We start from the raw sequence: 11,341 nt of genomic DNA, 5'->3' as shown, positions 1-11,341 counted from the left end.
CCGCCGCCGGGCTGTCCGGCGCGGCCTGCGCGCGGCCCTGCTCGGCGCCTTCGACCCCGCCCTGGCCGCGGTCGCCGTGGTCGCGATGATCTCCTCCTACCGCGACCTGCTGGACGGGTACGTCGCCTCCCACACCTGGATGCTGTACCCGCCGGGCCTGTCCCGGCTCTGCGACCTGCCCGACCTGGTGGCCTGCGCCGCCCCCCGCCCGCTGCTGGTCTGGTACGGCGAGCACGACGCGATCCTCCCCCCGGAGGGGATGCGCCGCGCCCACACCATGATCACGGAGCACTACCGGCGGGACCCGGCCGGCTACACCGGCGTGTTCGGCGACGCGGGACACCGCTTCGACCTTCCCACCCAGGAACTGGTCTTCGACTGGCTCGCCCGCCACCTGGCAGCGGCCCACCCCACGGGAACGGCGGCCCGCCCCATGAGAACAGCAGTCCGTCCCACGAGAACAGCAGGAGGTGAGCCGCGATGGTGACGATCAGAGATGTGGCGCAGGCGTCGGGAGTCCACGTCTCGACCGTGTCGCGGACGTTCTCCGCACCGCACCTGGTCAGCGCGGAGACGCGCAACCGGGTGCTGGCCGTGGCCGAAGGGCTGGGATACCGGCCCAACCGGGCGGCGCGGGCGCTGACCACCGGGCGGACCCACAACCTGGGGCTGATCGTCGCCGACATCGCCAACCCGTTCTTCCCTCCGCTGATCAAGGCGGCGCAGGCGCAGGCGCGGGAGCGGGACTACCACGTGTTCGTGGCGGACACCGACGAGAACCCGCTGATGGAGCAGGAACTGATCGAGACGCTCTGCAAGCAGGTGGACGGGGTGCTGCTGTGCAGCCCGCGCCTGTCGAACCGGGTGATCGAGCGGCTGCGCGCGCAGGTGCCGTTCGCGGTGGTCAACCGGCGGGTGAAGGGGCTGCCCACGGTCCTGATGGACGTGGGGCAGGGGGTGCGCGCCGCGGTCGAGCACCTGGCCGACCTGGGACACCGCAGGATCGCGCTGCTGTCCGGGCCGAGCGGCTCGTGGACCAGCGAGGAGATGCACGCCACCGCCACCGACGCCGCGGCCGAGGCGGGCGTGGAGCTGACCGTGCTGCGGCCGAACGAGCCGACCGAGCAGGGCGGATTGGCGGCGGCCGCGACCCTCGCCGGGTCGGGGATGACCGGCGTGCTCTGCCACAACGACCTGGTCGCGCTGGGCCTGATCGAGGGGCTGCGCGAGCGGGGCCTGAGCGTACCCGGCGACCTGAGCGTCATCGGCGTGGACGACAGCCTGCCCGGTCGGCTGAACCGGCCCAAGCTGACGACGATCACCATGCCGACCGCGGCCGCCGGCCGGATGGCGGTCGACCTGCTGCTGGCCGCCGTCAACGCCGGGGACGCCGCGACGGCGGCGCTGGCCCGGCTGGAGACCACCCTCATCGTGCGCGAGTCCACCGGTCCCGCGGCCTCGGCCGCGCTTCCGGCCAGACTCCCCGCCGGCCGAGCCGTACGGTGACCGTCTGAGAGCCGCCCTCCTGGTCCGCGAGCCGCCCGAAGCCGAGCACGAGCCTCCCGCCCATCTCGGCGCCCGCCAGGAGCGGCGATGCGCGGAGCACCTCGGCCACCGGCCGGTCCCAGGTCACGGTCAGCGCGTCCAGATCACGCCGGGGATCCGCCACGGTCAGCGTGGCCGTACCGTCCTCGCGCTCCCTGACCAGGACCGCGCACGGCGCGGAGGCGGCCAGGTCCCCGGCGGCTCCGGCCGTCCAGAAGTTGACCGCGGTGAGCCCCAGCGACGGGACCCGGATCCCCTGCCGTCGAGCGGTGTTGTCGATCACCCGCGTCCAGCCCGGGTCGGCGGCCCGAGCCCGGGTGCCCGCCAGGTCCGCGCCGGGCAGGAGCAGGTAGACGTACTCGGCCGAGACGGGATCGACGCCGTGGTCGAGCCAGAGAGTCGTGTACCTCCGGGTCACCGGGTCCGCACCGCCGTCATCGTCGTCACCGCGGGTGCGGCCGGTGCGCTCCTCGCGCAGCGTGCGCAGCGGAGCGCCGCCGACCAGGACGTAGCCGCCGTGCCCTTCGAGATGTACCCAGGCCTCCCCGCCCACCGTCAGGGGGGCTCCGGTCCTGCGGTTGTCCACGACCGTCTCGACCGGAACCCCGTCCGTCGCGGTGATTCCCGCCCCCAGGCAGACCACCGCGTCGTCGAGGAAGAACCACGACTTGAACGCCTCCAGCGTGCTCCCGAAGCCGTTCAGGTGCTGGCCGACCACCGCGTACACGGCGTCGGTGGCTCCGCCGACCCAGCGCGCCGACGGGCGGGTGTCCCCCCACGCCTCACCCGCGCCGTCGGCCAGCCGCAGCGTGGAGACGGTCGTGCCCGGCAGGCGGTAGGGGTCGACGGTGGCCCAGAAGGAGTCGGAGTACTGGTCGCCGTGATCCTCGGCCCACCACTGGAGCATCCCGGCTCCGGTGTGCCAGCCGCGCAGGTTCTCGCCGTTGCCGTGCTCGTAGTGGCCGATCCGGTCGGAGGCCATGCTGAGGCCCGCGCACCAGCCCGGCCCGCGATGGACGGCGCGGGCGCTCATCGCCTGCAGCCGGTGGCCGCCGGGTTCCGCGGCCGCCGGAATCCCGCCGTCGTCCAGTACCTCGGCCAGGCGGGCGTGAAAGCCCAGGTCGCTCCGCTCCGCCGCCCGGAGCATGGGCACGGCGGTGTCCCGCAGTGCCCACCCCTTGACCATGCCCCGCCACCGGACCCGCTCGGCGGCCGAAGCCGACTCCCCCAGCAGCAGGATCGCCGCGGCGATCGCGTGCCCCCTGCGGTGATCCTCGTACGGCCGCCTGCCGATCCCCCGTCCTCCGGCGAGGTCCATGCAGAAGCCGTCGTGCACGACCGGCGCGAAAGACCTCTCGACCGCATCGAAGACGACCTGCCGGTCCGGGTCGACCACCTCCCACGGCGAGCCGCGCAGCACCGCGAAGAGCGTCGCGAGACCGGACAGCAGCACCACCCCGTACCCGCCCTGGTAGGGGACGGAGGTGTGCTGGACGAACGAGCCGTCCCGGTGGAACCCGTCCCCCTCCCTGACGTAGGGGAAGACCGGTGAGAGCGCCGACACGGCCAGGGCGGCCTTGCCCGGATCCGAGCCCAGGACGGCCCGCAGCAGCGTCACCGCGCACAGGTCCACCCGGTTGGCCCCGGTACTGGTGCCGCCGTATTCGTCCAGCACGCATTCGGGGACGAAGTGGTCCACCGCCTCCATCAGCGCCCCGCTCTGCTCCTCCGTCAGATGCGGGCCGACCAGCACGGCCGCGTCCAGCAGCCTCCTGGGGACGCCGATCCGCCAGTCCCACCAGTTGCCGACCGGGTCCGCGCCCGCGGCGTACACCCGCCGCCGGTAGTGGTCGACGCCCGCGGCGACGGCGGCCGCCAGCTCCGCGTCACCGGTCACCCCGGTCCCCGGCAGGGCGTACGCGCGGGCCATCGCCCGCAGCCGCGCCGGGGTCGCGGCGAAGGAGGGGAACGCCAGATCCGGCCAGAGCGACGCGCCGGTGGGCGCCATGGCGTCCCGGTAACCGGCCGCGGCCTCCCCCAGCTCCGCCAACCGGCTCCGGTACGGCTCCGCCGCCGCGTCGAACCCCGACCCGGCCGTCACGTCCCGCCACCGTCGGCGCAGCAGCGCGAACGGGCCGTCCCCGGCGGACGGATCGTCCCCGGCGGACACGGCGAGCCGCCGCGCGCGGGACCGCCCTGTCGGCGCACCCCGCCGGGATCAGCGCCCCGGCCACGGCGACACCACTGAGCCGGAGGAAGGACCGCCTGGAATGCCCGGTCATGCGTAGATTATTACGCCGCCCCGGTTCTGTAGGCTGACCAGCATGATCGGCGAGCAGGACGATTCGGTGCAGTCCGCGATCTCCGGCGAGCTTCGCCTCCTCGACCCAGAGGTCCGTTCCTCGGCGGCGCTCATGGGCGAGCTCATGGACCCCGGGTTCAAGGAGATCGGGGCCTCCGGACGTCTCTGGGACCGCGACTCCCTCATCGCCGCGATCTCCCAGGACCCGGATCCGCTGACGGCCCCGATCGCGGTGAGCGACATGGAGGGCAGGCTTCTCGCCCCCGGGCTCGTCCACCTGACCTACGTCTCCGAGTACGACGGCCGCCGGGCGCGCCGGAGCTCCATCTGGCGGCACTCGGAGCGGGGATGGCGGCTGTACTTCCACCAGGGGACGCTGAGCACCGACTGATCGCGACCGCCGCCCTGACCGCGACCCCGGAAGACCGCGGGACGGTCACCCGGCTCAGGCCGGGCCGGCTCCGGACACGTGATAGCGGAGCACTTCGGCGTCGCGTATCGCCACCGTCTGCTCTTCCTCCGGCCCCGAGCCCCGGAACGCCTCGAGCGCCTCCTCGGACTCCCACCGCTCATAGACGTTGATCCGCCCCGCGTCGACCAGGTCGGCGCCGAGCACGAAGTCCAGGCAGCCAGAGAAGGCGCGCGCCTGCTCGACGCACAGGGTTGTTCCTGTGCCCGACCGGCAGGAGGTGACGGTCAGGCGATGTCACCGCGCACGACGACCGGTCACCCGGCGGCGAGACGGCGCCGGAGCTCCTCCTCCGAGACGTCCTCGATGTGGGTCAGGAACACCCAGATGTGCCCGGAAGGATCCTTGAGGATGACGGTGCGATCGCCGTGGAACATGTCCTTCGGCGGCTGGAGGATCTCGGCACCCGCGGCCTCCGCACGTTCCGCCAGGCCGTCGACGTCCGGTACGAAGACGTGCAGCGTGACGGACGTGCCTCCGCCGAGCGCGGTCGGCGCGGCGAAGGAACCGGCCTCCGCCTCGTCCACGCTGCCGTCGCCCAGCATCAGGACCGACCGCCCGATGGTGATCTCGGCGTGCAGGATCCCGCCGCCCGGGGCGTCGATCCGGAAGTCCTCGCGGGCACCGAACGCCCGCTGGTAGAAGTCGATCGCCGCGGCGGCGTCGTCGACCATGATGTGCGGGATCACCGCGTAGCGGTAGCGATCGGGGATCTCGGTGTGGGCTGCGAGCTCGGTCACGGCGAACCTCCTTGAAAAGGCACCGCCGGCCGGTTCCCGCGGTCCTGAGAAGAACCTAGAAGCTCAAGTTTGGTTCAGGTCAATCACCGATGCGGCTCCGCCTCGCAACGCCTATCGGCCGAGTGTCGGTACGGCCTGCCACCATGTCCCGCATGACGGCGATTGACCCTTTAGCCCCGTTCCAGTGGCTCAACGTGTCAGAGAGCAAGGGCGGCGGACCGCTGAACATGATCTTCAGTGTGGCCTTCTTCCGCGGGCTCGACCCGGTGGAGGTGATGCGCCGCTTCAGCCACGGCGAGGGCTCCGGTCAGGAGTCGGGCTTCGACGGACTCGACGAGAAGGTCGGCGAGTTCCTCGACGAGACGGACGGCGGTGACGGCGGCGGCCACGTGGGCGTCTTCCAGGTCGGCGAATGGTGTGTGGCCATCGAGCCCTACGGCTGGACGGCCACGATCCTTGAGGTGGCGACCGAGCTGTCACAGGGCTGCGAGATGCTGGCGGTCACCCGGCACGACTACGCCGAGGACAGCTTCACGTACGCGATCAACGGCACGATCATCACCGACTACCCGCTGCGGCGCCCGTACGAGCGTTCCGGCTCCGACCCCGACCGGCTCAACGGCTTCATGCGGGAGCTCGGCATGGGGCTGGACGAGCCGGGGGACGACGCAGCGTGGGACGCCGCTTGGGAGGACAACCACCTCACCGCCGTGCCACGGGCTTTCGCCCTGGCAGCGAAGGTCACCGGGGTGCCGTTCACCCCGGACATGCTCGGCCGTCCGATGCTCGTGGGACCCATCGCGGAAAGATGATCGTCTGCGGCCGCCCAGAACCGGCCGACGGGCAGGCAGGGGCAGGGCCCGCCGATACGCGGGCCCTGCCTCTTCGCTCAGTCTTCGTCGCACCAGGTACGCAGCTCGCAGCGCACCTGGTGCCGACTGCGGCGACGCTCTTGACGCCGGAGGTGGTACCACTCGCGGCCCCCGCCGACACCACCGCAGTCGAACAGGTGGTAGGGGGTGGCGCGCCAGTGACAGCCGCTCGTGCGGTGGTTCAGGGATGCGCCGCCGGCGGTGATCTCGTCCGGCAGCGTGCACGGCTCGAACCTATGATCATGCACGGGCACGCAGGTCACCATCGGCGCGTCGGCCATCCGCACCCACCAGGGCCGGGTCTTGTCGGTCTTGCTCATACGGTCACCTTTCGGCTCCGTGACACCCCGGGCTGGGGCCGTCACAAGACCGGATGCACCGTGATCACCTCTTCAAGAGCCTTTCACTTTACGGGCCGACGAGGGGAATCGAACCCCTGACCTCATGTCCGTAAGCCGAATGCAGACCGTCCAGGACCGTCCACCGCCGTCTTCTGAGCCTGGCCGGGCGAGTTCCCCGAGGCTCCTCAGTCCACAGTGGTCCAGGCCCGTTCAGGCCTGTTGTCAGCAACCGCGTCAGCAAGATCTTCTGGGCCGGTGACCCTATCCTGACGGCACGTCGGTGATAGCCACCTCGTTGCCATGCGCCGAACCGGTCCGCCTACCTCCCCGCGGTCCGGTGATCGAAAAGAGACCTCGAAACGGGAAGATCAGTGGCGCCTTCCCGGCACGGGAGGATCGAGAGAGGACGACTCGGATGAGGCGATGGATCCCCACGATGACCATCGCGATGGCCGCGTCCATCGCGGTCACCGGACTCGGCACCGCCGCGGACGCTCAGACGGGCTTGATCAGCCCGGCCGACGCGCTCAGGCGCCAGCTCACCGAGAACCGGGGCGTGACCATGTCCGAGGTCACCACCTGGGGGAGGAACAGGGAGAAGCACAGCCGGAGGGCGAAGACCCGCGTCGAGTTCGGCAAGGGATCGGTGACGGCCACCGATGTCAGACACCTCGCCGAGCCCGGTGAGCGCCGGCCTCCCGTGCGGTTCCTCACGTTCGAAGGCCGGACGTATTGCCAGGGCTGGATCTGTCCCGCTCCCGAGGGGAAGACCTGGGTCCTGTTCTACGAGGACAAGGAGGACCGGCCCTTTCTGGAGTCCGGTGAGATCAATCTCGGTGATCCCGCCGAACTCCAGGCGGTGCTGGCCACGGCCGAAGCCAAGCGCCCCGGAGGCGTCTACGACGGCACCCGCACCACGATCCACCAGGGGACGATCACCTACGCCGAGCTCTACAAGGTGTCTTCCGCGTTCCGTGACCGGTACGGCAGGAGACCGCCTACCGGGAGAGACGCGAAGACCAAGCTCTCGTGGCAGCTCTGGATCGGCAAGGATCAGCTGGTGCGCAGGGTTCGGACCACCTGGACCGAGTTGGTCGGCAACGGCTCCAGTGTCCCGGGATTCCATGTCATCGACGCTCGCCTCACCGGATGGGGTGCCGACACCGACCTCCCTGTCCCTTCCGCCGACGAGACGGCGGGGCTGGACGACTGGAGGAACTCCCGGAGAAAGGACTCCGTGTCTTCCGGCCTTGATCGATCGGGCTCTACGAGGGTCCCTTAGAGCTTCCCAACAGAATGATCTCCGTTGTGCTTTGATCTCCCGCTGTAACGGCGGCGAGAGGTACAGGTCGTTGGGGTCGCCGCCGAGGAAGACACTCTCGCTAACTCAAGTAGCGCATCTCGATGACGTCCCGGCGTCGCTGACCGAGATACCACTCGGAAGCAGCGTCGGTGTCGATCACCGCACGGAGCACGGCCGGCTCTCCCCCGGACACCTCCGAGAGAACTTCTCCCGGGAGAAACGATCATTGTCGGGCAGTGCGAGATCGGATCAGCGACGTTGGCAGCGAGCACCCACCGCTGGTTCTCCGCCGCCCTGCTGATGAGATGGCTACGCCAGACCCCGGAGGGCTCATCAGGATTGGCCGCGTTCGTCAGGTAGGCGAGCACCCTCGCCCCCGAACGGGCCATATATCCCCACTGCTCAGGGAAGCGGATCTCCCGACAGATCTGCATCCCCACATCGACCACCCCGCCCGACATGGCGAGCCGGTGGACGGGAAGCTCGGACCCGGCGGCGAGCACGCCCCGTTCGTTCATCGCCAGGTTGATCTTCCGATAGCAGCTTCGCCCGCCCTCGGGACCGAAGAGGATCGCGGCGTTCCACCACCGCCCGGCGTCGAATACCAGAGAGCCGCAGACCACATGCACGGCACCGCGTACAGCCAGTTCGGCCAACTCGGTCATGGCCTTGTCCAGTTCACCTGGATCCAGATCCGCGAGCGGAGACAGATCAGTGCCGTATCCGGACAGCGCTCCCTCTGGAAGCACCACCAGGTCATCGTCCGCGCAGTCCTCCACCACCCGGACGATCTCGGCGAGGTTCTCCTGGACATTCCAGGAGACGGGAATCTGGGCGACAGCTGTACGCACGATCACGAGCGAGGACGGTAGCAGCAGGAAGTGTGATCACCGCTGGCGGTGTAGATGACCCTTCCAGAGGCCGCTGTCAGCGAGCCCGTTAGCAAGGTCATGGAATCACTCGAACAACCAAAAGACCCCTGACGGCGTATCGCCTGTTCAGGGGCCTTTCCGTTACAGAGCCGACGAGGGGAATCGAACCCCTGACCTTCTGTTTACAAGCCGAATGCAGACCGTCCAGGACCGTCCACCGCCGTTCTCCGGGCCTGGCCAACCAGGCTCTACAGGGCTTCTCAGTCCACGGTTGCCCAGGGCCGTCCAGACCTGTTGTTAGCATCCGCGTTAGCAAGATCACCTGATCGGATGTTCGTGCGGGAGCGGACCACGGACCTTGCCGACGTCCCGCTTGTTGCTCGCGCCGAACGCAGCGAAGTTACGCCGCCCCTGGGTAAGACTCAACCCCCGGTTGGGACCGCCACGGATCTCGTCGGCGTCATGCTCGTCCTGCCCGTCGTCCTCCCAGAAGCACACCGGGCAGATCTCGTACATGCCCCGCTCATTGAGAGTGCGGAACCCACAGCACGGACACGGATACGGTTCGCCGCCCTTGCACCGGACGACGTTCACGAACGTCACTCGCAACAAGGTAACGTCCCCGTCCATCAGCCCCGGGGATCCCTGTTGGACGGGTTCCCCTGAGGATCACCTCCCGATGTTCCGCTCAGCGCTCGCCGTGCAGGATCTCCATCGCCTGGAGTACGTCCGTGACGACGTGGTCCGCCGCGTGCTCCTCGTCCGGCCACGTTCCCCGATCGATCCAAACTGTGCGTAGGCCGGCGGCCCGTCCCCCGCCGATGTCGGCAACCAGATGGTCCCCGACCATCCATCCCCCACCAGCCAGGCTCGTGCCACACCGTCGGGCGGCGATCTCGAACAGACCGACATCAGGCTTGCGGATGCCTTCGAGCCCGGAGAGCGCGTAGGCGTCGACGGCCTCGGCCAGTCCCGTCCGCTGGATCTTGCCGAGCTGGTTGTCCGCCGTCCCGTTGGTGACGATGGCCACCTTCCACCCGGACACACGGAGCCGCACCAGTCCATCCATCACCTCGGGCCGACAGCGCACCAGGTACGGCATGCGCTTGCGGTAGCGACCCCACAGCTCCTCGACCGACTCGGAGAGGGCGAAGTGCTCGCGAACCATACCGAAGAAAACCTCACGATGCGGGTAACCCGCCTGGTCGAGCGCGATGAGCCAGTCAACCGCCTCGTGTCCGAGGCCGTACCCGTCGGCGAACTCCGCGGCCCACTCCCGGAACGCCTCGTCCAGATTCACGAGCGTGTTGTCCAGGTCAAAGAGCGCGAGCCGTTGCACGATCACCGCCCTACGGGCAGAGCGTCTTTTCAACCGGCGGCGGACGGATACCGAGCCGCTGCGAGGTCGTCGGCGAGGTCCTTCATGGTGAGGTCGGCGTTCAGCGCGGTGACCACCGCCTGCGTCAGCGGACGGAGGGCGTAGACATGCCGCACCACCTCCAGGTCCACCGGGACCTCGTAGTAGTCCTCGGCGAACCGCCAGAACGCCTCCGGCAACGGGTCGACGAGTCGTGCGAACAGGTGCGTCGCGCCATCAGGGTCGCTCACGCCGTCCGGGTAGTCGATCTCTCCGACTCGCCAGTGGTCGTCGCCGGTCTCGCGCCACAGGCAGGCGGTCACGGCCGGCATGCCGTCCTCGTCGCAGAACGCGGGCTCGGTCACGTGGTGGCGGAAGACCTCGGGGACGGAGTCGAGCACTCCCGGCCATGGTCCGTCGTTGCCGTACGGGCTCATCACCGACTCGTGGTCGAAGCCGCGGATGTAGGCACCCGCCGCCGAGAAGACGATGGAGTACTCGTCTCCGGAGCCGTTGCGCATGGAGGCCATCTCCTCCCCAGGACCCCAGGCCATATCGAAGGAGTGGTAGCGACTCTCCCATTCCGGGCTGAGGATGGCCTCCAGCACCGCCATGGACCGGCAGAGGTCGCGGAGCATCGGGATATCGGGCAGCAGTCGGGCCACGTCATGAGCAGTCATGCGCCTCATCCAATCGAATGCCGGTGACATCCTCCCGGTGAGTTCCCTCTCTGGGCATAGGGAACTACCAGTACCTCAGAAGGGGCGGCGGCGATCTAGGCCGACATCATCAAGCGGTGCCTGAACTATGGTCCGGCCCTTCATCGGTTCTCGATGTTTCCGGCTGTCTCGCGCTTTCGTGTGCCCTCGTTATTAACCTCGCCGGGTTTCATGGAGGCCGTGATGTGCCCTAGGCCGGAGGACGGATTACATCCGCTCTAGTCAGCCCTCCACCGAACGGTGGAGCCGTGCTTGTTGATGTAGTGCGAACGCTACCTCCTTGACCAAATCCTGCGTATATCAGAACTGGTCAGGGCGCATTTTCATCTCTCGGCGTCCTCCGTTGATCTTCGGAGAGTTCTCCCGTTCATTTTCCCTACATCGTCCCTCCCGCAAAAGCACTCGATCGCAACTGTGAGCGGCTACTCCAGCGACCCAGATGCCTCACCGTCGGCTAGGGAGGTCCTTCGAAGCTCACTGGGCTGGCCTGCGTAGATGCTGCTCGGCCGGGAAGGCACAAGGGCGTGCGCACGGAGAGCTCGACAAACTGCCGATGTTCAACGATAGGTGGATCATAGACAAGGCCATCGGGTGTATGTGTGATTGTAATACTGCCAGCACAACAATGACCAGCCTGACGACCTGCGGCTGCTTTGCGAGTCAGATGCGCTCCCGAAGTCTGGGCACCTTGCTCGTGGCAGTGGCTCGAGAGCTGGGTACAAGCGATATGAGCATCAGGTGCGCTTTCACGCACCCCCTGAACAATCAGGGCCCCGGCGAGTTGATGTTTTGAGTGGGTTCGTTCGCAGACGTACGGCCCT

The 11,341-nt window shown here is 68.7% G+C and carries 13 protein-coding genes; 5 read left to right on the top strand and 8 right to left on the bottom strand.

Annotation, left to right across the window (positions count from 1 at the left end):
• Positions 1-487 (top strand): hypothetical protein (locus tag ACWJ6R_RS19775; protein WP_449063647.1); only part of this gene is annotated, 487 nt, incomplete at its 5' end.
• Complete coding sequence (locus ACWJ6R_RS19770; RefSeq protein WP_449063646.1) at positions 481-1,506, top strand: LacI family DNA-binding transcriptional regulator; 1,026 nt, start codon at positions 481-483, stop codon at positions 1,504-1,506. The genes ACWJ6R_RS19775 and ACWJ6R_RS19770, both read left to right, overlap by 7 nt.
• Here the strand turns inward: ACWJ6R_RS19770 and ACWJ6R_RS19765 are convergent.
• A complete protein-coding gene (locus tag ACWJ6R_RS19765; RefSeq protein WP_449063645.1) occupies positions 1,427-3,715 on the bottom strand; it encodes a polysaccharide lyase 8 family protein in 2,289 nt (762 codons plus the stop codon). The genes ACWJ6R_RS19770 and ACWJ6R_RS19765 overlap by 80 nt on opposite strands.
• A 154-nt stretch (positions 3,716-3,869) precedes the next feature.
• Here ACWJ6R_RS19765 and ACWJ6R_RS19760 point away from each other — a divergent pair, with 154 nt between their 5' ends.
• Entirely contained in the window at positions 3,870-4,238 is a 369-nt protein-coding gene (locus ACWJ6R_RS19760) for a nuclear transport factor 2 family protein (protein ID WP_449063644.1), read from the top strand.
• A 54-nt stretch (positions 4,239-4,292) separates the two neighbouring features.
• Here ACWJ6R_RS19760 and ACWJ6R_RS19755 read toward each other — a convergent pair whose 3' ends face one another.
• Positions 4,293-4,508, bottom strand: a complete 216-nt coding sequence (locus tag ACWJ6R_RS19755; protein WP_449063648.1) for a putative quinol monooxygenase — start codon at positions 4,506-4,508, stop codon at positions 4,293-4,295.
• Positions 4,509-4,573: 65 nt separating this feature from the next.
• Positions 4,574-5,056 (bottom strand): VOC family protein, encoded by a 483-nt coding sequence (locus ACWJ6R_RS19750; RefSeq protein ID WP_449063643.1) that lies wholly within the window; start codon positions 5,054-5,056, stop codon positions 4,574-4,576.
• A gap of 152 nt (positions 5,057-5,208) precedes the next feature.
• Between ACWJ6R_RS19750 and ACWJ6R_RS19745 the strand changes: the two genes are divergently transcribed.
• On the top strand, positions 5,209-5,868 hold the full coding sequence (locus ACWJ6R_RS19745) for a DUF6461 domain-containing protein (protein ID WP_449063642.1): 660 nt from the start codon (positions 5,209-5,211) through the stop codon (positions 5,866-5,868).
• Between the two features lie 77 nt (positions 5,869-5,945).
• Here ACWJ6R_RS19745 and ACWJ6R_RS19740 read toward each other — a convergent pair whose 3' ends face one another.
• The gene (locus ACWJ6R_RS19740; protein ID WP_449063641.1) at positions 5,946-6,248 is read right to left on the bottom strand and encodes a hypothetical protein; all 303 of its coding nucleotides are present in this window, start codon (positions 6,246-6,248) and stop codon (positions 5,946-5,948) included.
• A gap of 436 nt (positions 6,249-6,684) precedes the next feature.
• On the opposite strand from ACWJ6R_RS19740, the gene ACWJ6R_RS19735 reads away from it, so the two are divergent.
• Positions 6,685-7,551 (top strand): hypothetical protein, encoded by an 867-nt coding sequence (locus ACWJ6R_RS19735; RefSeq protein WP_449063640.1) that lies wholly within the window; start codon positions 6,685-6,687, stop codon positions 7,549-7,551.
• On the opposite strand, the gene ACWJ6R_RS19730 is transcribed toward ACWJ6R_RS19735, so the two are convergent.
• From ACWJ6R_RS19730 to ACWJ6R_RS19715, 4 genes are all read right to left on the bottom strand, one after another.
• Complete coding sequence (locus tag ACWJ6R_RS19730) at positions 7,548-8,429, bottom strand: carbon-nitrogen hydrolase family protein (RefSeq protein WP_449063639.1); 882 nt, start codon at positions 8,427-8,429, stop codon at positions 7,548-7,550. The genes ACWJ6R_RS19735 and ACWJ6R_RS19730 overlap by 4 nt on opposite strands.
• 333 nt (positions 8,430-8,762) lie before the next feature.
• Positions 8,763-9,074, bottom strand: coding sequence for a CPCC family cysteine-rich protein (locus ACWJ6R_RS19725; RefSeq protein WP_449063638.1), 312 nt, complete (start codon positions 9,072-9,074; stop codon positions 8,763-8,765).
• Between the two features lie 58 nt (positions 9,075-9,132).
• Positions 9,133-9,789 carry an HAD family hydrolase gene (locus ACWJ6R_RS19720; RefSeq protein WP_449063637.1) on the bottom strand — a complete coding sequence of 219 codons (657 nt, stop codon included), beginning with the start codon at positions 9,787-9,789 and terminating at the stop codon, positions 9,133-9,135.
• Between the two features lie 23 nt (positions 9,790-9,812).
• Positions 9,813-10,481, bottom strand: a complete 669-nt coding sequence (locus tag ACWJ6R_RS19715) for a hypothetical protein (protein ID WP_449063636.1) — start codon at positions 10,479-10,481, stop codon at positions 9,813-9,815.
• Between the last annotated feature and the right edge of the window lie 860 nt (positions 10,482-11,341).

This window comes from Planomonospora algeriensis (genome assembly GCF_977012225.1).
The sequence above is the reverse complement of the archived record's forward strand: the minus strand, read 5'-3'. Positions and strand labels throughout refer to the sequence as shown.

Bases quoted from the DNA above. Each gene is read 5' to 3' on its own strand.
- ACWJ6R_RS19715 (WP_449063636.1), bottom strand. From the start codon at position 10,481: ATGACTGCTCATGACGTGGCCCGACTGCTGCCCGATATCCCGATGCTC.
- ACWJ6R_RS19740 (WP_449063641.1), bottom strand. From the start codon at position 6,248: ATGAGCAAGACCGACAAGACCCGGCCCTGGTGGGTGCGGATGGCCGAC.
- ACWJ6R_RS19725 (WP_449063638.1), bottom strand. From the start codon at position 9,074: ATGGACGGGGACGTTACCTTGTTGCGAGTGACGTTCGTGAACGTCGTC.
- ACWJ6R_RS19735 (WP_449063640.1), top strand. From the start codon at position 6,685: ATGAGGCGATGGATCCCCACGATGACCATCGCGATGGCCGCGTCCATC.
- ACWJ6R_RS19745 (WP_449063642.1), top strand. From the start codon at position 5,209: ATGACGGCGATTGACCCTTTAGCCCCGTTCCAGTGGCTCAACGTGTCA.
- ACWJ6R_RS19770 (WP_449063646.1), top strand. From the start codon at position 481: ATGGTGACGATCAGAGATGTGGCGCAGGCGTCGGGAGTCCACGTCTCG.
- ACWJ6R_RS19760 (WP_449063644.1), top strand. From the start codon at position 3,870: ATGATCGGCGAGCAGGACGATTCGGTGCAGTCCGCGATCTCCGGCGAG.